Origin of the sequence: Aeromonas sp. HMWF016, from assembly GCF_963878195.1 — a bacterium.
In the GTDB taxonomy this organism is placed as follows: Bacteria; Pseudomonadota; Gammaproteobacteria; order Enterobacterales; family Aeromonadaceae; genus Aeromonas; species Aeromonas lacus.
The window spans coordinates 76,793-97,203 of the sequence record NZ_CAWNWX010000087.1 but is presented as its reverse complement, the minus strand read 5'-3'; the positions used below and the strand labels follow the sequence as shown (position 1 = coordinate 97,203).

Genomic DNA, 20,411 nt, shown 5'->3' with positions numbered 1-20,411 from the left:
CGTGCTTGCTATCTATCTACGAGTAAAAAATAACTATGAGCGTCTACTACACACTCTGTTTTCTGGCAGCGTTGGCGATCTTTATTGCCTTTGCCAACCAGTATGTTGTGAAGATCCAGACCACCATCGCCATCACCGCCGGTTCCATGCTGATCTCTGCGCTGCTGGTGCTGTTCGGTAAACTGGGATGGTTCAATCTGGAGCCTCTTGCCATCAAAACCATGGAGAGCATCGACTTCCAGAATTTCCTGCTGAAGGGGATCCTGGGCTTCCTGCTGTTTGCCGGTGGTCTTGGCATCAACCTCAAGGCGCTGCGTAGCCAGAAGTGGGAAATCACCATTCTGGCCATTATTGCCACCCTGCTCTCCACCTTCATCATCGGCTACGGCTTCTGGTTCATCGCCAAGCTGCTGGGCTGGGAGCTGCCGCTGGTCTACTGCATGCTGTTCGGGGCGCTCATCTCCCCCACCGACCCCATCGCCGTACTCGCCATCGTCAAGAAGATGAAAGCGCCGCCCCAGATCGCCATCCAGATCGAAGGGGAATCCCTGTTCAACGACGGTGTCGGCCTCGTTATTTTCGCTACCGTGTTTGCCGTTGCCTTCGGCGGCGTCGAGCCCACCTTCGGCAGCGTGGCTGGCCTGTTCCTGCATGAGGCACTCGGCGGCATCCTGTTCGGCGTCGTGCTGGGCGTCATCGCCCACGTGATGATCAGCGCCACCGACGACGGCTCGCTGGAGCTGCTGCTCACCCTCTGCATCCCGACCGCCGGCTTCGCCTTCGCCAACATGATCGGCGTCTCCGGCGCCCTGGCCATGGTGGTGACAGGTATCATGATCGGCAACTGGACCCGTCACTCCGGCTTCTCCGAGCAGAGCAGCCATCACCTGGATCACTTCTGGGAGTTGATGGATCAGTTCCTCAACGCCCTGCTGTTCCTGCTGATCGGTCTGGCGCTGGTGCTGCTGGATCTGGTCTGGCATGACTGGGTGCTGCTGGTCATCGCCGTGCCACTCTGCCTCGCCGCCCGCTTCATCAGCGTCTCGCTGCCCTATATGGCCTTCCGCAAATTCCGCACCTACAACACCTTCTCGGTGCGGATCCTCACCTGGGGCGGCCTGCGCGGCGGTCTGGCCATGGCGATGGCACTGGCACTCCCCTCCGGCGTCATGATGATCCCGAGCCACGGTGTCGACCTGCGTCAGGTGATCCTGGTGATGACCTACGCGGTGGTGATGTTCTCCATCGTGGTGCAGGGCATGACCATCACTCCGATGATCGCCGCAGCCAAACGCGCCAACGGCGACTACTGATCATCCGCTGGCTGACAGATGCAAAAGGGCTCCTGCGGGAGCCCTTTTTGTTGCTGGCAAACCTGCACCGGACAAGGCCCAGCCACACAGCCGAAAATAATTGTTTGCTTTTTATTCATTTCGAGGAGAGAATGCGCGCCGGCTAGTTAATCAGCCCTGTTTATGTTTGCCCTGCAATGCTTCACCTCACGATGAATCCTGTCAGTACCCGCATAACCTTCTTCTGATTTACTCGCCCTGAGAACCGTTCAGGCTGTCCGCCTGCGTTGCCCGGCTCTCACGGTGCAGACCCGCTCTGCCCACTCAATTTGAACTATGCAACCGCATATTCCTTGCACCTTGCAAGAGCAGAGGCCCGCGAACGGGCTGGGTATACCTGCGCGCACACCAACAACACCGTTGCACGCACTCATTGACCTGACATTTGCCAACACAAGGAGCAATTACTTAATTTATATAGAGAAATACCATGATGAAAACCGTACAAACTCGTAAACCCCTGCGTCGCAGCAAACCCATCAACCTGCCTGTGCAAGAGCACGACTACGATGCGTTTCTGATCCAGTTCAGCACCCGCTTCAGCGGCGGCTTCGCCATCTCCTGTAATGGTATCGCCGGCGAGTTCTCCATCGAAGAGCTCAACTGATCCCCTGCCCAACCGGGCAGCACCGATGCACAAGGGCCGCAACTCACGGCGGCCACTTTGATTCCCCCGGCACTGCCAACTCGATCACATATCTCCCCTTCAATCTCCCCTGTCGATAGCCGACACAAAAAGATGTCGTTATAACTGGCCCCCTCCCCTCACAGCCAGGAAACGAGTTGATGGCCACGATCAAACAGGTCGCAGCACTAGCCAGAGTCTCGACAGCGACCGTCTCACGGGTGCTTAACAACTCCGCCTACGTTGAACCTGCAACCCGGGAACGGGTTGAGAAAGCGATGCGTTCACTGGATTATCGACGGGACATGGCTGCCGTTGCGCTGGCCAAGCGAAGCGGCAATATGCTTGGCTTGTTGACCGGCAATCTGGCCGACCCCTTCTTTGCCAGATTGGCTCGCGGAGTGGAAGCCATCAGCCGGCAACACGGTTTCCGCTTGATGGTGTGCAGCGGCTCCCATCAGAGCAAACAAGAGCAATATGGACTCGAGTTTCTGATCAATCAGGGCTGCGAAGCAATCGTTGCCCACACAACTCGCCTCTCTGACGAGCAACTGCTCCGTTACGCCTCCCATATGCCAGCGCTGACCCCCATCAATCGCTACCTGCCCGAGCTGGCTCACCGCAGCGTCTGGCTGGACAACCGGGCAGGCACCAGAGCGGCCGTCGACCATCTGGTGGCTCAAGGCCATCGCCAGATCGGCTTCATCACCTGTGACCTGCCCATTGCCGATCGACAGTCGCGCCTGGAGGGATATCAGCAAGGAATGTCTCACTACCATCTGGAGATCAAACCAAGCTGGGTTATCAGCTCCCCCTTTACCGAAGAGGGAGGCGAACTGGCTGCAGCTCACTTGCTGGCTGAGTGCCCGGAAGTCACTGCCGTGCTTACCTTTAACGATGTGATGGCAGCAGGCATGATGGCGCACCTGAGAAAATGCGGGCGACGACTCCCCGAGGATCTGTCGATTATCGGGTTTGATGACATTCTGCTGGCTCGCTACCTCTATCCGACTCTCACTACCCTTCACTACCCCATAGAGACGATGGCCAAACGGGCTGCAGAGCTGGCCATCAGCCGACTGCAACAACAGGAGCCGGGCCCGGGCCGCCATGAGTTCAGCCCTTCACTGGTCATTCGAGAGTCTGTTTCACCACTGATGCAATCCCCACGTCTGCGACCATGATCACGTTTCATGACGCCATGTAACCGGTTACATGGCCACCATGCAGAGCTCACATTTCCACCGACCTGCTCGCCACACAATGGCGGCATGTTCTGAAGCGATGGATCAACAGTGATGAAACAAGAGAGAAAAACCCTGACTCTGGGGCTGGCCGCATTACCCATTCTGGTAATGCTCGGGCTCCTGATTGTTGGCTATGTTCTGATGGGACTGCGCATCGAGCCACTGCTCCTGCTGTCCGCCGTATTCACCGCCCTGCTGGCCTGTTGGCAAGGCTACAGCTGGGACGAGATCATCCAGTCCATCGTCCAGAAGCTGGCCAAGGCGATGCCTGTCATCCTTATTCTGGTCTGTGTCGGTGGTTTGATTGGCAGCTGGATGTTCAGCGGCACCATCCCCTACATGGTCTATTGGGGGCTCAAGCTGATCAGCCCGCAGTACATTCTTATCGCGGCCTTCTTCATTACCAGTCTGGTCTCGGTCTGTACCGGTACATCCTGGGGTTCGGCAGGCACGGTCGGGGTGGCCCTGATGGGGGTTGCTCACGGTCTGGATGTCTCGCTGGCTGCCGCAGCCGGTGCCGTGGTATCCGGCGCCTATTTCGGTGACAAGATCTCCCCCCTCTCCGACTCAACCAACTTTGCCGCAATTGTGGCCGATACCACGCTCTACGCTCATATCCAGCATCTGCTCTGGACGACGCTACCCAGCTTTTTGCTGGCTGCCTGCGTCTTCTTTTTCGCCGGTTTTTCTGCCATCGGGGAAGAGGTTGCCACACCGGAGAAGGTACTTACCATCCTGTCCACGCTGGAGCAGCTTTACCACTTCAACCCTCTCCTGCTGCTGCCCCCGCTGATTGTGCTGTGGGGTGCGATCGCCAAGAAGCCCACCATCCCCTTGATGCTGCTGGCCAGCGCCATCGCTATCGGCCTCGGGATCACCATGCAGGGATTGCCGCTCCAGTCCGGCTTCAATGCACTGATCGACGGCTTCAACCTCACCATGTTTACCCCGCAGAGTCATGACATCAGCCAGCTGATCCCCGATATTCCCCGCCTGCTCAATCGCGGCGGCATGTTCTCAATGATGAGCACCATTCTGCTGGTCTTCTGCGCCTTCTCCTTCGCGGGTGTACTGACGCTGACGGGAGCACTTGACCTCATCATCAATCGCCTGCTGACCCTCATTCACTCAACCGGCCAATTGATCGCATCGACTATAGCCACCACCCTGCTGGTCACCGGTGCCACCAGCGATGGCAAGCTGGCACTGCTCATCCCGGGCGAGCTGTTTCAAGATGCTTACCGCCGCATGGGGCTGGATACCAAGAACCTCTCCCGCACCATCGAAGATGCGGGCACAGTGATTGAACCACTCATACCCTGGACTGCCGCTGGCGTCTATATGGCGGGAACCCTTGGGGTCTCGACACTCGATTATCTTCCTTGGGCCATTCAATGTTATTCCGCCATGTTCTTCGCCCTTGCCTACGGCTTTACCGGCATCGGTATTGCGCGCACAGACCAGAAAGAGCTGGCCAACGAACCCCTGACCATGACCGTAGCCAAGGAGCGATAAGATGTCAGACCATAACTTCGACTGCGTGATTGATCGCCACAATACCAACTCCATCAAGTGGGACTGCATGCCCCAATACCTCGGCATTGATGGCAGCGACCTGCTGCCCATGTGGGTATCCGATTTCGACTTTGCCTGCCCACCAGCAGTGCAGCAGGCGCTGCAACAGCGGGTGGCCCACGGCGTCTTTGGTTACAGCGAACGGCGGGATGACTACTTCACCGCCATGCAACAGTGGTTTGCCCGGCGCCATCAGCTCACTATTGAACGGGAGTGGATCCACTCCATCGAGGGGGTGATCCCCGGCATTTCGCTGTTGTTACAAATGCTGACACGCCCAGGAGAAGGGGTGGTTATCCAGGGCCCCTGCTATGGCTCCTTTGCCAAGATCATCGGTCTTAATGAGCGACGCCTGCTCGATAATCCGCTGCAACGCAAAGGGAATAGCTACGAAATGGATCTGCCTCAGCTGGAACGCCTCTTCATGGTAGAGCGCCCCGCCATGATGATCCTCTGCAATCCCCACAACCCGACTGGCAGAAGCTGGACATTCACCGAGCTCTATGAATTGGCTACTCTGTGCCAACAACACGGCGTGACGCTGGTATCAGACGAGATCTGGGCAGACCTGCAGCTGGATGGTCACAGGCACACCTCGGTGCTCTCCCTGCCTGCCCATCTGTTGCCAAACATGGTGGTGGCAACCTCCGCCAGCAAGAGCTTCGGTCTCTCCTCACTGCGCATCTCCAACTTCATCATCCCGGATCCTGCGCTGGGCCAGCGCTTCAAACAACGTCTCGACGCCCATGGTCTGGATGTATTCAATGCGCTCTCCATGGAGGCGGCCACCGCGGCCTATCAACACGGCGAAGCATGGCTAAACGAACTGCTCGCCTATCTGACGGAAAATCGCCGCTGGTTCGCCACGCAGCTGGCAACCCGGTTGCCGGGTCTGCAACTGATGGACGCCGATGCCACCTATCTGGCCTGGATCGATTGCCACCAACTGGGGCTGCCGGACGATGAGTTGAAACTGCGACTCATTGAAGAGGCGAGAATCGTTCCGTCGATGGGAGTCGGCTTTGGTGACGGGGGGCAGGGCTTTATTCGCCTTAATCTCGGCTGCCCACGCAGCTATCTGGAACAGGCACTCAATGGCTTGGAGGCGCTGATCGCCAAGACACAGGCATAAGTAAAACAGGCCGGGGCAGCATAGCTCCGGCCTTTATCCGATGCACCAGTGTGAGCAGGCCAACAGTTATCATCCTCGGCGACCCCCACTATGTAATAACTGAACAGTCAGCACAGGCAAACGGACAATTTGGTGATACAACGTGAGGCTCACCCACCTTGATTGATTGCGATGACAACTAAGCCTGAGCGACCCTATTTCTCCAGTGTGCATGAGCTCGATGAAGGGCTGAGCAGCCCGCTCTCGCTCTACTCCACCTACGAAGCTGTCGATGTGGAGTTGCGTCCTCCCCACGAAATGGCCGGTTACCACTGGCACGGGCAGGTGGAGGTCAACATCCCGTTCGACGGCGATGTGGAGTACACCATGAATGGCCAATCCTTCACTCTGGCGGCAGGCCATGCAGGCCTGTTCTGGGCCGCCATCCCCCATCAGCTGACCCGCATCGGCAACTGCTCGCAGATGGGGCTGATCAATATTCCCATCCATCTCTTCCTCTCCTGGCCCATCAACCGGGAGCTGCTGACTCAAGTCACCCACGGCGGAGTGCTGCAATCACGATCTCCCATGTTGGTCAGTGAATTTGAGCTGGCTCGCTGGGTCACAGAAAGCCGGATGGATGACCCCGGCCGTCAGCAGCTGGCTGCCGACGAGATCTGCCTGATGCTCAGGCGCATCGGGCTGGATGGCTGGAGCCGTCTGCTCGCCAACCACAGCAATCAGGGCGCAGCATCTGGCGGATCGAAACACTCCCAGTTCCATGTGCAACAGATGCTCGAATATATTGCCGCCCACCATGATGCCCCGCTAACCACCAGGGAGCTGGCCGACCATGTTGGGTTGCACCCCAACTACGCCATGGGGCTGTTTCAGAAGGTGATGCAGATGAGCATCAAGCAGTACGTCACCGCGATGCGGATCAACCATGCCAGAGCTCTGCTGAGCGACACCGATCGCACCATCCTCGATATCGCCCTGACTGCGGGTTTCAACTCCAGCAGCCGCTTCTATGAGACCTTCCAGCGTTATCTGGGGCTGACACCGAGTCGCTACCGCCAGCTGAGCCGGGAGCGGCCCCACTCTTCGCAATAACTTCCCAATAAAAAAGGGGCTTACGCCCCTTGCTCACGCTTTTCTCTCTCAACTCTCTCAACGGGGTGGCGTCGACACCGTCACCCGACCTCCCGGCGGCACAGTCACTTCGACCGCACTCACAATGATACCGTTGAGTCGCAGCGAACGCGCCTTGCGCAGCTTGCCATCCACCAGCAGGAATCCGTGATTGCCCGGGAAACGGGCCTCCCAGAACAGGGCGCGCGGCCCCTTGTTGCCCAGCTCGCTGGCAGTGACGCCATCATGGCGCAGTGACAACCGGTGGGGACCGACCGGCAGTTGCTCGATGGCCACCCAGTCGATGGTTACGGGCAATCGGGGCAGGGTCGCCACCCGATGCGCCGCCGCATCCGGCTCAACCCCCATCATCCCCTCCACGGTCTGCGACACCAGCGTAAAGGAGATCTCCGGATAGTCGCCATTGGTGCCCTGACTCGGCCGCTCGTGGGGCAGATCTCGCTTGGCCAGGATGTAACGCATCCAGCGCCACGCCTCCTCGTTGCGCTGATAAGGGAAATAGGTCTCCGGCAGATAGGTGTAGGCCTCGATGTTGGCGGGTGCCTGCGGTGTCGTGCCGATCCCCTCACCCACCATCTCGCTGATAAAGTCGAGATAGCGGTCATTGCGCGCACCGGGATCGGAGAGACGCTTCATCGGAATGAACCAGCTGTTCTCCTTGCCAAAATCGTTGCGCTTGCCAAGGTTGCTGTCGAGGATGCGGGCATAGTGGCCATCCTCATCCCCGGCAACCCGGCTCCACTCCTCGTTGAAGTAGCGCTTGAGCTGCGCTGCCTTGCGCTGCCAGACCTGCGCCGCCCGCTTTTCACCACGCACCTGCAGCATGGCGGCGTAAGCCAGCGTCGCCTGATACTGGGAACCGATGGCATCGGCGGCCTCTATCGGGTGCTCACCCCGTTCGTTGTAGGTGCAGGAGCCCTGAAAAATCCCCCCCTTGCCCTCGGCAATCCCGTTGGGGTGTTGCTCGTCATGCAGGGCAATGAAGTCGGTCATCACCTTGCTGTAAAAGGTCCACAGCTCGGGATCCTCGAGATAGCGACGATCCCCGCTCCAGAGGTAGGCCTGATAAGCCTTCTCCACCAGTTCAAACTGGGCGGGCACCTCGCGCACGAACCAGCTGTCGTCCTTGTAGTCGATGGTATGGGGAGAGCCATCAAAGTTGAAGGCCCAGAGGGTGTACCACTTACGCGCCTCGGTGGCGTTGCGGGCAAACACCTTGAACATCGAAAAGTTCTCGGCGCGCCAGCCTGCAATCTCGGCACCGGCAACCTGATGGGCAAAGTCGCGACCGTAAAACGCCGTACGGTCGTAGTAACCGGCCCAGTAGGAGGGGAGATAATCGTGCAGACCCGTGCCATCCCCGTTCGGGTGATTTTCGTCCTTGTTGGTCACGCCACGCTGGCCGGTCATGATGAACTGGGCCGTCTTGGCGGCTGCCCAGTTAAACCCCTCGGTCAGCTCACTACTAGAAGAACTGAGCTGCACCTGTGGCTGCAGAACAATCTCTACCTTTGCGGCAACAGCCATTTGCGAACAGAGACTGGAGATGCCTGCCGCCATCAGGGCGCATGAAAGCTTGGCGCGACGACTCATTGGATAGCCCATGTTCCACTCCTTATGGATGGCGCCAACATAACGTCGGCGCAGTGAATCGGCGTGCTCAGCTGGCAATCGCCCGCACGGGTTCGACCTCGGTACTCTCGGGTTCATATTTGCGCATCAGATGATCCACCACCTTGCGCTGGAATTGGCCATTGAGCTTGTAGAAGCGGAAATAGACAAACAGGGTCAGAGCAAAGAACACCGCAGGTAGTCCGACCATGATGAACTGCATGCCCAGCAGGGTTTCGGCACTTTGTACCGCATTGGGGACATAGCCGATCAGGGTCAGAATGATGCCGATAAAGAAGCCGGCAAAGGCCGAACCTGCCTTGACCACCATGGTTTGCACCGAGTAGGCGATGCTCTCGTTGCGGGTGCCCAGCTTGTACTCACCGTAATCGACCGTGTCAGCGACCATGATCACCTGCAACACCCAGAACAGGGCAGTGCCGATATTGAGCAGGATGCCGGAGAGCGCGATCAGCGGCACGTTCTGGGTATCGTACAGACCGACATAGAGCAGGGTCAGACAGCTCAGGATCGGGCTGAGGGAGGCGAGAGCCCACAATACCCGGCGCGAGATAAAGCCAACCAGACGGGGGAAGACCATCAGGGTGATCAGATTCGCCACACCGGAATACATCATGTAGCTGGGGAAGAGATCTTCACGCCCGATGACATAGGTGAAGTAGTAGATGGCAAAGGCGGTGATGATGTTGTTCGCCACGTTATAGCAAAGGGCCATAAACAGCACGCTGGAGAGCTGATCGTTGCGGAAGATAAGCTTGACCGAATCGATGATGGTGGTGCGCTCGGGGCCAACCGCCCCGGGAGCGACTGCCGAGCTGTAACGCTCCTTCACATTGCGCAGAGTGACGATGGTCGAGACCACGAAAAAGGCGATGAGGATAAAGGTGAACATCAGAAAACCGTGGGCCTTGTCTCCCTGCCCGAAGTAATCCACCACCTTGAGTCCGATGGCACCGGTAATCAGCCAGGCCAGACTGGCAAAAAAGCGGGGATAGGGAACCAGCTCCTCACGCTCGCGCTTGTCGAGAGTCAGGGTGGGCACCAGCGACCAGAAGGGAATATCCATCAGGGTATAGGTCATGCCCCACAGGATGTAGGTCACCGCCACATAGGCAATCAGGGCCGGCCCTTCGAAGTAGTGGGCACAGAATACCATCACCAGCGCGATGGAGTTGACCACAGTCCCGGTCAGGATCCAGGGTTTGAACTTGCCCCAACGGGATCGGGTGTTATCAACAATCCACCCCATGATGGGGTCATTGACCGCATCCCAGATCCGGGCGACGAGAAAGATGGTACCGACCGCCGCAGCCGATACCCCCACCACATCCGTGTAGTAGAACATCAGATACATGTAGACGATGCCGATGGCAAAATCCTTGCCGAAGGCCCCGAAGCCATAGCTCAACTTGGTTTTCAGCGAGACGCTCATGGTTTATCTCCTTGGGGGTTAAGCCCCCCGCAGGGGGCTCTTGCTCAGCCGTGAATCCACTCCGGCAACCAGCCGCGGTGGGCTTCAATCAGTTCGTCGATCAGGGCGTAGATCTCATCCAGGCCAAGCACTGCCGCTGTGTGGGGATCGAGCAGGGCTGCATGGTAGATGCTTTCCCGCTTGCGCTCGGTAATCGCCTCGGTGACCAGCGCCTGCACGTTGATGTTGGTGCTCATCAGGGCTGCCAGATGGGTTGGCAAGCGGCCGATGGCGGTGGGCTGGATGCCGTTGGCATCGACCAGACAGGGCACCTCCACACAGCAGCCATCCGGTAGGTTGGTGATGAGGCCGTCGTTTCTGACGTTGCCATAGATGACGCTGGGCTCACCGCTCCAGAGCGAGTTGATGATGACACTCGCATACTCGTTCGATTCGGGCACCTCGACCCGTTCGGCCTGACGATAGGCAGTGAGGTCATCTTGCCAGAGAGCAATCTGCTCGACGCAGCGCTTGGGATACTCGTCGAGCGGCACCTTGTAGCGCTCGATGAGATCGGGCCGCCCCGGCTTGATAAAGTAGGGGGTGTACTCGGCGAAGTGCTCGGAAGACTCGGTGACGAAGTAGCCAAACTTCTTGAACAGCTCGTAACGCACCAGATTCTGGCAACGCTGGTTGTGGTGCAGGCCCGGCTTGGGCGCCGTCCCCGCTTCATACGCGGCCAGCAACTCGGGATAGAGATTGACGAATTCACCGCTCTCCAGCTGACGTTCAAGGGTCAGATAGAACGCCATGTGGTTGATGCCGGCGCAGCGGTAACGCAAGGTCGCCGGGTCGATGTCGAGATCGCGGGCCAGCTCGTGGGCAGTTCCCTGCACCGAGTGGCAGAGCCCCACCTGCTTGATATGAGGGAACTGTTGATACATGGCCCAAGTGTTCATCGCCATCGGGTTGACGTAGTTGAGCATGGTTGCCTCGGGGCACACCTCGCTCATCACCTCGCACACCCGCCACAGATGGGGGATTGTGCGCAGTGCCCGCATGATGCCGCCTGGCCCAAGCGTATCGGCAATGGTCTGCTCCAGACCGTGCCGCTTGCACACTTCAAAATCGGTCACGGTGCAGGGTTCATAACCGCCAATTTGGAAGGCAACAATCACGAAATTGGCGCCAGCGAGCGCGGGTTTCAGCTCGGTATGGCAGTTGAGCTGCCCCTTGGCACCGCTGGAATCCATCAGCTTGCGCACTACAATCTGGGACTCTTCCAGCCGCTGAGGATCTATGTCCATCAGGGAGATGTTGGCGTTTTTCAGGGCCGGTTTGTGAAACACATCGCCCAGGATGTTCTTCACAAAGATGGTCGACCCTGCGCCGATAAAGGTGATATTGGGAGTTCTCATGTCTATTGCTCCGATGACGGTGAAACCTGTGTGCCTACTATGCAGGGCTGGCTCCGTCAGGCGCGTCTCGCTTACAGAGGTGAGACTCCCAAAAACTCATATTTAATAGACTGGAGAGCAAGATCTTACAAAATGGGATACTTGTCTGCGAATGCGGGAGAGCGCTGTATCCAGTTCGTTAGCAAGGCTCACACAACCCCCAACTGCTCAATCACACCGCTTGTTCCAGCAGCAGGCATTCGTCAGCATCTTCGCTCAACTTGACCAGACGGCTGCGAACCAACCCCAGCTTGGCCAACAGGCCGATGGAACGCTCGTTGCCCGGCGTAACGATGGCAATCACCTGCCCGATCCCCAACCGGCTTTTGCCATCGGCGATGGCTGCCTGCGCGGCTTCAATGGCGTAACCATGACCGCGATACAGCGGCAGGAAGGCGTAGCCAATATCTTCACGGGGCAAGCTGTCGCGCTTGATAAGGCCGCAGATACCGAGGCTGGCACCATCTTCCCTGCGCTCGACCAGATAGAGGCCATGGCCGTGACGGGCATAGCTCACCGCTGGCCCCTGCTGGATATATTCCTGTGCCTGTTCGAGTGTGCGAATTCCCCGATCGCCGATGTAACGATGGAAATCGGCATCATTGAGCAGTTCGAGAATGAAGGGGGCATCGGCGATGGTCAGTTCACGCAAAACAAGGCGGGGGGAGGTAATCATGGCAAGGGATCTCTCAAAACAGGCGAAGTTAGCAGAGTGCCCCCTCGGCAACCGGCTGACAAGTAATAGCGGGCTCACGGCCATGAAAAGGGGGCCAACCTCGGCCCCTTTTTACGATGTCACACAGCGGTCGCAGAGCGATCAGGCAGCCAGCAACCCGGCATAGCCATTACCCTGCTCGCGCAGCGCAGTGAACTGGGCAGCGCAATCGGCCCAAGAGAGCCCCAGCGTCTCCGCTACCTTGGCAGGCCACTCGGGTGGCGCTTCTTCACCCACGTCAGATTGAGCTGCCAGCACGATCGCCAGATGGATCAACCCGGCCTCGGCGGAGAACTCCTTGGCCAGCATGGGGTTGTAGTGATACTCCACCGCGTTGCTGATGGTCTCGGGGAACTTCCAGTATCGCGCCATGGCGGCACCGACCTGGGCATAGTTGAAGCCGACCACCAGCTCTTCCGCCTTGGCCCGCCCCTTGTGCAACTCCAGATCGTGAATGTGGTGGACGGTGTTTTCCGGCAGCCCCACATGCATCACCAGTCGGCCAAGGTCATAGAGCAGGGCGCAGGTAAAGACCTCATCCCCCTTCATTTCCTTCTTCACCGCCAGACGACGCGCCAGCTCCGCCACGTTGAACACGCAGCCCCAGAAATGTTTGAGATCAATGCCGGGCACCGCAGTGACCGATTCGGTCAGCCCGCAGGCCAGCACCATGTTGCGCACCATCGCCAGTCCAAGCCGCACCGCAGCTTCATTGACGGTACCGATCTGGCGACTGCTGCCGAACTTGGCCGAGTTGGCCAAACGCAACAGCTTGGCGGAGATGACAGGATCCTTGTTGATCAGTTTGCTGATCTTGAGCAGGTCCGGATCCTTTTCATTGAAGGTCTGGATCAAATCGCGCATCACTTCCGGGATCTGGGGCAGTAGCTTGGGCTCAGCCAGCAGGGAATCTATCGTGGGCATAGGCGTGTCCATCCATGTTATCTGTGTTCCAACCTGTTTGCCGCGGCAAACTCCCGTTAATTATGGGTAACAAATGGACGTCCCATCGGATTGTTTATGTGGATGGTAAACGGGAGCCGCTCTGCTTCGGGTTATACTGCGCTCCTTACTCACTGATGCGAAAAACCAATGAACGACACTCAGGAATTTTTTGACGAAGACGCGCTGCTGGAGATGGTGGAGAACCAGCTCAACGACGGTCACCCGCCCCACGTGAAGGCTACCTTGATGAGACTGGTGATGAAGGGCACCCCGCGGGAAGAGGCACTGCAATATATCGCCTGCGCCCTAGGTGCCGAGCTGATGGCGATGGAGGCCGATCAGGGCCCCTTCAATCTGACCCGCTATGGCGAGTTCCTCGACAGCCTGCCCGAGATGCCCTGGGCAGACGACTGACCCGAGCTTGATGACGGGTGCACAAAGGGCGTGTGCCGATGGCCCCGCCCTTTTTCATCCGCTGAATACCAAGTGATCAGAACTGGGAGTTGATAATCACCTCTTCCCCCAGCGCTCCCGCCAGCGGCAGTGGTCGATAGGTAGAGTTGGCCGAGCGCAGCAGACGAATGCCACGAATGCCGATCTCCTGCGCCGCCTTGATGTCGCCATCGGCATCGCCGTAGAAGATCTTCATCTGCTTCTCCTTGAGCCACTGCACCTTGGTATTCTGCCCCGGCTGGTCGCCGGCAAAGATCACCGGATTGAGCTGATCGGCCGGAATATTCATAGTCTGCTGCAGGGTCTTGCTCACCGTCTCGGTCTTGGTGGCCGAACGACCGGTGACGAAATAGATGTGATCGCCGCGCTTGAGGTGCATGGCGATGAGCGCCTTGCCTACCTCTTTCGGCACGCTGAATTCATCCCAACCGTTGTTCATCTTCTCCCAGAAGGCCGGGTTCTTCAGGTAGCTCTCGTCGTTGGGAGAGAACTCCTGCTTGCCACGATAGAACCCCGGACTGGAGAAGAGCAGGGTGTCATCGATATCAAAGCCGACGGCCATCGGCGGCAATCCATCCAGACTCTTGGCTATCTGCTCCACCGAGACCCAGTGGATGGGGGCCTGCTGGGCCAGCGTGACGGTGGTGACACCGGCGGGGATTGGCTGAACGGTAGCGGCTTGACCCGCGACTGCAGGCAGAGAGAGGGCGGCAGCCAGCAAGGAGGCAAGCAGCGCCGGACGAGAGACGTGTTTCATAAGGCAGGTTGTCATCTTGAATCAAAAGAGGGGGCCAATAGTGCCCCCATCCCGCCTCTCAAATCTGTGAATGCTCCTGCAAAAGGGAGCATTTGGCGCCCGATAATTAATCTGCGATTGGCAGCAGATCGGTAAAGACAAAGCCATCGCGCACCACTGTCTCGCCAACCCGGATCCCGAGCGGGCGCGAAAACATGGGGCCGTCGTAGGCCAGGGTGTGAAACTCGCCGTTCTCGCCACAAGGGTCAACACCCTCGGGCAGAGCGGCCAGCAGTGCCTCGTCAAACTCATGGCCTCCCAGCGCACCATCCAGCTTTTTCGGATCCAGGGTGCTGATCCTCGCCTTCAACCCCGCCGCCATCATCTGTTGCGCCAGCTCCCGGGTGTTGCTGCCCCAGAGCGGGAAGAGCGGCTCGATGCCGGTACCGGCCAGCTGTTTCTCCCGGTAGGCTCGCACATCCTCAAGGAAGAGATCGCCAAACGCCATATGGCGGATCCCCTGCGCGACCACATCGGCGATGAAGCCGGTCATGATGCGGGCATAATCTTCGTTGCTGCAGGGCCAGGGCAGATCGATAGTGATGAGGGGCAGACCGACACAGGCGGCCTGCTCGGTCAACAGCTGCTTGCGCACCCCGTGCATCGCCACCCGTTCGAACTCCTGATTGAGGGTGGTGAACAGCCCTACTACCTCGATGGCTGGATCTTGCCGCAGCTGATGCAGTGCCCACGCACAATCCTTGCCGCTGCTCCATGAGAGCAGTACCCGTTTCTTTTCCATCAATCCTCCGTCGCGGGGCGCTCCGGGTTTCCCAAAGGCTGCCCCAAAAAGATGCAAGACAGTGTTGCGAATTGCGCGATTTACATGCAAGAGGCGAGCAGCATACTCTCAATCACCTGTATATGCCCCTTGCCCGGGCTGAACAATAACTAAAAAAACGATGTGAAACATAAGGATATGACGACAGTGACACAACAGTACGATCACGCCCGCCCCCTCAACCGGCAGGACTACAAAACTCTGGGACTGGCGGCCCTCGGCGGTGCGCTGGAGTTTTACGACTTCATCATCTTCGTCTTCTTCGCCGTGGTCATCGGTGAACTCTTCTTCCCGGCCGACATTCCGGAGTGGCTGCGCCAGTTCCAGACCTTCGGCATCTTCGCCGCCGGCTATCTGGCTCGTCCGCTCGGCGGCATCATCATGGCCCACTTTGGCGACCTCATCGGTCGCAAGCGGATGTTCACCCTCAGCATCATCATGATGGCGCTGCCCACCCTGCTGATCGGTCTGCTGCCAACCTATGCGGTGCTCGGTATCGCCGCACCGCTGCTGTTGCTGCTGTTGCGGATCCTGCAGGGCGCCGCCATCGGTGGTGAAGTGCCGGGTGCCTGGGTCTTCGTGGCGGAACACGTGCCCGCCCGCCGGGTCGGTGTCGCCTGCGGCACGCTCACGGCGGGATTGACGGCCGGCATCCTGCTCGGCTCTCTGGTAGCCACAGCCATCAACCGCGGCATGAGCCCGAGCGATGTGACCGACTGGGGCTGGCGACTGGCCTTCATCCTCGGTGGTGTGTTCGGCATCGTCGCCATGTATCTGCGCCGCTGGCTGCACGAAACCCCGGTCTTTGCCGAAATGCAGGCCAATAAAGCACTGGCCGACGAGCTTCCCCTCAAGACGGTACTGCGCAGCCACAAGAGCAGCGTAGTGGTCTCCATGCTGCTCACCTGGCTGCTCTCCGCCGGGATCGTGGTGGTGATCCTGATGACCCCCACCTACCTGCAGAAGGTCTATGGCATCACTCCGGCCGAGGCGCTGACTGCCAACTCGCTGGCCATCGTCGCCCTCACCCTTGGCTGCATTCTCTATGGCCGGGTGATCGACCTGCTGGGCAGCGGCCCCACCTTCATGCTGGGCTCCCTGCTGCTGGCAGGCTCCAGCTACGCCTTCTATCACGGGATCGCCTCCGGCATGGCCCAGCTGGTGCCGCTCTATATGCTGGCAGGCTTCGCGGTCGGGATTGTCGGCGCGGTTCCCTACGTGATGGTCAATGCCTTCCCGCCAGTGGTGCGCTTCTCCGGTCTGTCGTTCTCCTACAACGTGGCCTACGCCATCTTTGGCGGGCTGACCCCCATGCTGGTTACCCTCTGGATGGCCAGCGATGTGCTGGCCCCCTCCCACTACGTGGTAAGCCTGTCGGCATTGGGTTTTGTCATCGGCTGCTGGCTCTGGCAGCAGCAACGCAACCGGCCACAGCAAGCGCCGCAAGCGGCCTGACCCGAACAACAAGCCCCGGCAGATGCCGGGGCTTTTTTGTACTGCTTATGTTCAGTTTGGCCAACATAAGATAGCCTCCCCTTGGGGCCAGCGACCCGCTCGCCCCCATGACTTTCAACTCTCTATCCGAGGCTCAAGATGTTCTTTCAGGTCGTATTTCTCGCCTTGCTGGCGCTGCTGCCCATGGTCAACCCGCCCACCACGGCCACCCTGCTGCTGGGGTTGAGCAAGGGGATGTCGCGCGAGCATGTGCGCCGTCAGGTCAACCTGGCCGCTATCTATCTGTTCTGCACCCTCTGCATCACCTTCTTTATCGGATCCTCGATCCTGGATCTGTTCGGGATCTCCATCCCGGGCTTGCGCCTGGCCGGTGGCCTCATCATCGGCTTTATCGGCTTTCGCATGCTATTCCCCGCCCCCAGCCAGCAAAGCGGGGTCGATATCAACCAGAGCATCGCCTTCGTACCGCTCACCATGCCCAGCATGTGCGGACCGGGCACCATGGCGCTGGTGATAAGCGGAGCTGCCCAGATTGCCGAGCTGCCTGACGAGTACAACCGCCTCACTATCTACGGCGCCATGGTCACTGCGTTTGCCCTGATGAGCCTGATCAGCTGGGGGGTATTGAAGCTGGCGGACCCGGTTTGCAAGATCCTTGGCGCCACCGGCATCGACGCCATGACCCGCATCATGGGTTTCCTGCTGGTCTGCATGGGTATGCAGTTCTGCATCAACGGCATCAAGGAAGTTGCGCAGGATCCGGTATTCCACGGCGGCCAGGCCGTGCAAACCGCACCGGCGCTACCGCAGGCTTCCGGCACGTTTGATCAGTTGCCGCAAAAGCCCACCAGCTCTGATTGAAAACGGTATCAAAAAGTCCCTGACGATCTGCACTGATCTTGTTCCTGATCATGTTATTGACACATGAATGAGTTAGTTTGTTTTTCATACAGACTATGTTCAGACGGATGCTGATAGGTTTGTTGATGAATACCCACTCAACTTCAGGAGAGTATGCAGATGGACAAGATGCTGACCGAAATAGGGAGCCATAGCCTGTTTCATGAGTACCTGAACGTGGTTGGGGTCACAAGCCCATCCCTCGCCAAGATCGAGCAACGTTGGGAATACAAGGAGCAGGAGCAGCTGGTGGCCAAGATCCAGATCGACAAGCAGGGCAACGCCCGCTACTTCATCGACGCCCGCGCCATATCCGTCAACTGATACCGAATAGCCCACCAGCCCCGGTCCACTGACCGGGGCTTTTTGTTGCCTGTGCTCCCCTGAATAGCAAAACCCCGGCAAGAGCCGGGGTTTGATTTCACTGTGACCAGTTTGCCGCAAGACTTACTGGGTGCCACCCACGGTGAGCTGGTCCAGTTTGAGGGTAGGCTGGCCGACACCGACCGGCACGCTCTGCCCCTCCTTGCCGCAGATACCGACCCCGCGATCCAGCGCAAGATCGCTCCCCACCATGGAGACCTGGCTCATCGCCTCCGGGCCGTTACCGATCAGGGTCGCGCCCTTGATGGGGGCGGTGATCTTGCCATCCTCGATGAGGTAGGCCTCGGAGGCGGAGAAGACGAACTTGCCGGAGGTGATATCCACCTGACCACCGCCGAAGTTGGGGGCGTAAATGCCCTTCTTCACCGAGGCGATGATCTCGGCCGGATCATACTGACCCGCCAGCATGTAGGTGTTGGTCATGCGCGGCATCGGCATGGCGGCGTAGGATTCGCGGCGACCGTTGCCGGTGAGCGGCACGCCCATCAGACGGGCATTCTGCTTGTCCTGCAGATACCCCTTGAGGATGCCGTTCTCGATCAACACGTTGTAGCCACCCGGCGTCCCCTCATCATCGATGGAGACGGAGCCGCGCCGACCCGGCAGGGTGCCATCGTCGACGATGGTGCAGTGTTTGGAGGCCACCTGCTCGCCGATGCGGCCGGCAAAGGCGGATGAGCCCTTGCGGTTGAAGTCCCCCTCCAGACCGTGACCCACCGCCTCGTGTAGCAGCACGCCGGGCCAGCCGGCGCCGAGCACCACCGGCATGGTCCCGGCCGGTGCATCGACGGCGTCGAGGTTGACCAGCGCCTGACGCACCGCTTCGCGCACATAGCCAAAGGCCCGGCTCTCCAGCCCGTCCAGTTCGAGGAACCAGTCGTAACCAAAGCGGCCACCGCCACCGGCACTGCCACGCTCGCGACGATCGCCCTTCTCGGCAATGACGGTCACCGACAAGCGCACCAGCGGGCGAATATCGGCAGCCAGGGTGCCATCGGTAGCGGCCACCAGCACCTCTTCATAGACGCCGCTGATGGAGGCCATCACCTGATTGATGGCGGGATCCAGACTTCTGGCAAACTTGTCCATCTGCTCCAGCAGAGCGATTTTCTGATGCTTGTCGAGGGTCTGCAGCGGATCCATGGCCGGATAGAGCAGGTTTGCTTCGGTGCGAGCCCATGCTTTTACCTTGCCGTGAGCACCGGCAGCGGCGATGCCGCGAGCGGCAGTCACCGACTGTTGCAGCGCCAGCAGGCTCAGCTCGTCCGAGTAGGCGAAACCGGTCTTCTCGCCGCTGACGGCGCGCACCCCGACCCCCTGATCGATGTTGTAGCTGCCATCCTTGACGATGCCATCTTCCAGCATCCAGGACTCGTGCCAGCTGCGCTGGAAGTAGAGATCGCCGAACTCCACCTGATGGCTCATCAGGCTGCCGAGCAGCTGCTGCAGGCGCCCTTCATCGAGGTCGTTCGGGGCCAACAGGGAGGCACTAACCTGGCTCAATAGACTCAATCTTCTTCTCCACTCTCGTAACGAGATGTTTTAAATCGTCTTGCCGACGGGTTGGCAACAAGCCACACCATCACAACAAACGGGCATGGGTCAGCACTGGCATGGTGCGTTTCAATTCATCGATAAGCCCAGGCTCCATCTTCGCCAGCACGGTGCCGCACCCGGACTCTTTGCTCGCCAGCACCCGACCCCAGGGGTCGATCACCATGCTGTGGCCCCAGGTCTGGCGCCCTGTCTCGTGAGTACCACCCTGATTGGCGGCCACCACATAGCACTGGTTTTCGATGGCGCGGGCTCGCAGCAGCGGCTCCCAGTGTGCCTCGCCGGTCACGGCGGTAAAGGCGGCAGGCACCAGCAGCACGCGGGCACCAGCTCGGGCCAACTGGCGGTAGAGCTCGGGAAAGCGCAGATCATAACAGATCGAGAGGCCAAGGGGACCAAAGGGAGAGTCCACCAGCACTGGCGACTCGCCGGGGCTGAAGGTCTCCGACTCCCGGTAACGACCATGATTGTCCGCCACATCCACGTCGAACAGGTGGATCTTGTGGTAGTGGCCCTTGCGCTCGCCGCTTGGGTCAAACACCAGCGAGCTGGTGTGGATATGGTCGGAACCGGCGATGGTGGTCGGCATAGCCCCGGCCACCAGCCAGATGCCATAATCGCGGGCCCATTCAGCCAGTTGCTGCTGGATGGGCGCGGCTTCGCTCAGCTCGGGACTGGGGTCGGGGCCAATCGCCTCGGCGCCATCCAGATAGCCCTGCCGCTCGCCAAACAGGGCAAAGTTCTCAGGCAACAGCACCAGCAGTGGCCGCTCTTTGGGCAAGGCCGCCAGCTCGACGGCGATCTGCTCCCGGTTATCCTGCCAGTTGCGGCCCGATACCAGCTGTATTGCGGCTAACCACATGACT

At 59.2% G+C, this 20,411-nt stretch carries 19 protein-coding genes; 10 read left to right on the top strand and 9 right to left on the bottom strand.

Annotation, left to right across the window (positions count from 1 at the left end; all coding sequences use genetic code 11):
• Positions 1-35: 35 nt before the first annotated feature.
• From AACS24_RS14205 to melR, 6 genes are all read left to right on the top strand, one after another.
• Positions 36-1,313 carry a cation:proton antiporter gene (locus AACS24_RS14205; RefSeq protein WP_033112534.1) on the top strand — a complete coding sequence of 426 codons (1,278 nt, stop codon included), beginning with the start codon at positions 36-38 and terminating at the stop codon, positions 1,311-1,313.
• Between the two features lie 469 nt (positions 1,314-1,782).
• Positions 1,783-1,959 carry a hypothetical protein gene (locus tag AACS24_RS14200; protein WP_108571090.1) on the top strand — a complete coding sequence of 59 codons (177 nt, stop codon included), beginning with the start codon at positions 1,783-1,785 and terminating at the stop codon, positions 1,957-1,959.
• Positions 1,960-2,138: 179 nt separating this feature from the next.
• Entirely contained in the window at positions 2,139-3,161 is a 1,023-nt protein-coding gene (locus AACS24_RS14195) for a LacI family DNA-binding transcriptional regulator (protein WP_108571089.1), read from the top strand.
• Between the two features lie 114 nt (positions 3,162-3,275).
• Positions 3,276-4,739, top strand: coding sequence for a Na+/H+ antiporter NhaC (gene nhaC, locus AACS24_RS14190; RefSeq protein WP_108571088.1), 1,464 nt, complete (start codon positions 3,276-3,278; stop codon positions 4,737-4,739).
• A gap of 1 nt (position 4,740) precedes the next feature.
• Positions 4,741-5,931 carry a MalY/PatB family protein gene (locus AACS24_RS14185; RefSeq protein ID WP_108571087.1) on the top strand — a complete coding sequence of 397 codons (1,191 nt, stop codon included), beginning with the start codon at positions 4,741-4,743 and terminating at the stop codon, positions 5,929-5,931.
• 171 nt (positions 5,932-6,102) lie between these two features.
• Entirely contained in the window at positions 6,103-7,023 is a 921-nt protein-coding gene (gene melR, locus AACS24_RS14180; protein ID WP_108571086.1) for a transcriptional regulator MelR, read from the top strand.
• A 57-nt stretch (positions 7,024-7,080) separates the two neighbouring features.
• Here melR and AACS24_RS14175 read toward each other — a convergent pair whose 3' ends face one another.
• The 5 genes from AACS24_RS14175 to AACS24_RS14155 form a co-directional block, all read right to left on the bottom strand.
• Positions 7,081-8,667 carry a hypothetical protein gene (locus tag AACS24_RS14175; RefSeq protein ID WP_108571085.1) on the bottom strand — a complete coding sequence of 529 codons (1,587 nt, stop codon included), beginning with the start codon at positions 8,665-8,667 and terminating at the stop codon, positions 7,081-7,083.
• Between the two features lie 55 nt (positions 8,668-8,722).
• Entirely contained in the window at positions 8,723-10,126 is a 1,404-nt protein-coding gene (gene melB / locus AACS24_RS14170; RefSeq protein WP_108571084.1) for a melibiose:sodium transporter MelB, read from the bottom strand.
• A gap of 44 nt (positions 10,127-10,170) precedes the next feature.
• The gene (locus AACS24_RS14165) at positions 10,171-11,523 is read right to left on the bottom strand and encodes an alpha-glucosidase/alpha-galactosidase (protein ID WP_108571083.1); all 1,353 of its coding nucleotides are present in this window, start codon (positions 11,521-11,523) and stop codon (positions 10,171-10,173) included.
• Positions 11,524-11,734: 211 nt separating this feature from the next.
• Positions 11,735-12,238, bottom strand: coding sequence for a GNAT family N-acetyltransferase (locus tag AACS24_RS14160; RefSeq protein WP_108571082.1), 504 nt, complete (start codon positions 12,236-12,238; stop codon positions 11,735-11,737).
• 141 nt (positions 12,239-12,379) lie between these two features.
• A complete protein-coding gene (locus AACS24_RS14155) occupies positions 12,380-13,201 on the bottom strand; it encodes an HDOD domain-containing protein (RefSeq protein WP_108571081.1) in 822 nt (273 codons plus the stop codon).
• A gap of 168 nt (positions 13,202-13,369) precedes the next feature.
• Here AACS24_RS14155 and AACS24_RS14150 point away from each other — a divergent pair, with 168 nt between their 5' ends.
• The gene (locus tag AACS24_RS14150; RefSeq protein WP_005348674.1) at positions 13,370-13,636 is read left to right on the top strand and encodes a hypothetical protein; all 267 of its coding nucleotides are present in this window, start codon (positions 13,370-13,372) and stop codon (positions 13,634-13,636) included.
• Between the two features lie 76 nt (positions 13,637-13,712).
• Here the strand turns inward: AACS24_RS14150 and aphA are convergent, their stop codons facing one another.
• Together aphA and AACS24_RS14140 are read right to left on the bottom strand one after the other, a co-directional pair.
• Positions 13,713-14,432: an acid phosphatase AphA gene (aphA, locus tag AACS24_RS14145; protein WP_033112539.1), complete on the bottom strand. Its 720-nt coding sequence runs from the start codon at positions 14,430-14,432 to the stop codon at positions 13,713-13,715.
• A gap of 106 nt (positions 14,433-14,538) precedes the next feature.
• Positions 14,539-15,213: an ATP-binding protein gene (locus AACS24_RS14140; RefSeq protein ID WP_108571080.1), complete on the bottom strand. Its 675-nt coding sequence runs from the start codon at positions 15,211-15,213 to the stop codon at positions 14,539-14,541.
• 177 nt (positions 15,214-15,390) lie between these two features.
• On the opposite strand from AACS24_RS14140, the gene AACS24_RS14135 reads away from it, so the two are divergent.
• From AACS24_RS14135 to AACS24_RS14125, 3 genes are all read left to right on the top strand, one after another.
• Positions 15,391-16,707, top strand: coding sequence for an MFS transporter (locus AACS24_RS14135; protein ID WP_108571079.1), 1,317 nt, complete (start codon positions 15,391-15,393; stop codon positions 16,705-16,707).
• A 138-nt stretch (positions 16,708-16,845) separates the two neighbouring features.
• Positions 16,846-17,568 carry a MarC family NAAT transporter gene (locus AACS24_RS14130; protein ID WP_033112542.1) on the top strand — a complete coding sequence of 241 codons (723 nt, stop codon included), beginning with the start codon at positions 16,846-16,848 and terminating at the stop codon, positions 17,566-17,568.
• Positions 17,569-17,727: 159 nt separating this feature from the next.
• Positions 17,728-17,931, top strand: a complete 204-nt coding sequence (locus AACS24_RS14125) for a hypothetical protein (RefSeq protein ID WP_033112613.1) — start codon at positions 17,728-17,730, stop codon at positions 17,929-17,931.
• A gap of 123 nt (positions 17,932-18,054) precedes the next feature.
• On the opposite strand, the gene tldD is transcribed toward AACS24_RS14125, so the two are convergent.
• Both tldD and AACS24_RS14115 read right to left on the bottom strand, forming a co-directional pair.
• Complete coding sequence (gene tldD, locus AACS24_RS14120) at positions 18,055-19,503, bottom strand: metalloprotease TldD (RefSeq protein ID WP_181364185.1); 1,449 nt, start codon at positions 19,501-19,503, stop codon at positions 18,055-18,057.
• 70 nt (positions 19,504-19,573) lie between these two features.
• Positions 19,574-20,407 (bottom strand): carbon-nitrogen hydrolase family protein, encoded by an 834-nt coding sequence (locus tag AACS24_RS14115; RefSeq protein WP_108571077.1) that lies wholly within the window; start codon positions 20,405-20,407, stop codon positions 19,574-19,576.
• Positions 20,408-20,411: the final 4 nt, after the last annotated feature.

Coding starts and splice junctions, on each gene's coding strand:
- AACS24_RS14205 (WP_033112534.1), top strand. CDS start 36: ATGAGCGTCTACTACACACTCTGTTTTCTGGCAGCGTTGGCGATCTTT.
- AACS24_RS14200 (WP_108571090.1), top strand. CDS start 1,783: ATGATGAAAACCGTACAAACTCGTAAACCCCTGCGTCGCAGCAAACCC.
- AACS24_RS14195 (WP_108571089.1), top strand. CDS start 2,139: ATGGCCACGATCAAACAGGTCGCAGCACTAGCCAGAGTCTCGACAGCG.
- nhaC (WP_108571088.1), top strand. CDS start 3,276: ATGAAACAAGAGAGAAAAACCCTGACTCTGGGGCTGGCCGCATTACCC.
- AACS24_RS14185 (WP_108571087.1), top strand. CDS start 4,741: ATGTCAGACCATAACTTCGACTGCGTGATTGATCGCCACAATACCAAC.
- melR (WP_108571086.1), top strand. CDS start 6,103: ATGACAACTAAGCCTGAGCGACCCTATTTCTCCAGTGTGCATGAGCTC.
- AACS24_RS14175 (WP_108571085.1), bottom strand. CDS start 8,667: ATGGGCTATCCAATGAGTCGTCGCGCCAAGCTTTCATGCGCCCTGATG.
- melB (WP_108571084.1), bottom strand. CDS start 10,126: ATGAGCGTCTCGCTGAAAACCAAGTTGAGCTATGGCTTCGGGGCCTTC.
- AACS24_RS14165 (WP_108571083.1), bottom strand. CDS start 11,523: ATGAGAACTCCCAATATCACCTTTATCGGCGCAGGGTCGACCATCTTT.
- AACS24_RS14160 (WP_108571082.1), bottom strand. CDS start 12,238: ATGATTACCTCCCCCCGCCTTGTTTTGCGTGAACTGACCATCGCCGAT.
- AACS24_RS14155 (WP_108571081.1), bottom strand. CDS start 13,201: ATGCCCACGATAGATTCCCTGCTGGCTGAGCCCAAGCTACTGCCCCAG.
- AACS24_RS14150 (WP_005348674.1), top strand. CDS start 13,370: ATGAACGACACTCAGGAATTTTTTGACGAAGACGCGCTGCTGGAGATG.
- aphA (WP_033112539.1), bottom strand. CDS start 14,432: ATGAAACACGTCTCTCGTCCGGCGCTGCTTGCCTCCTTGCTGGCTGCC.
- AACS24_RS14140 (WP_108571080.1), bottom strand. CDS start 15,213: ATGGAAAAGAAACGGGTACTGCTCTCATGGAGCAGCGGCAAGGATTGT.
- AACS24_RS14135 (WP_108571079.1), top strand. CDS start 15,391: ATGACGACAGTGACACAACAGTACGATCACGCCCGCCCCCTCAACCGG.
- AACS24_RS14130 (WP_033112542.1), top strand. CDS start 16,846: ATGTTCTTTCAGGTCGTATTTCTCGCCTTGCTGGCGCTGCTGCCCATG.
- AACS24_RS14125 (WP_033112613.1), top strand. CDS start 17,728: ATGGACAAGATGCTGACCGAAATAGGGAGCCATAGCCTGTTTCATGAG.
- AACS24_RS14115 (WP_108571077.1), bottom strand. CDS start 20,407: ATGTGGTTAGCCGCAATACAGCTGGTATCGGGCCGCAACTGGCAGGAT.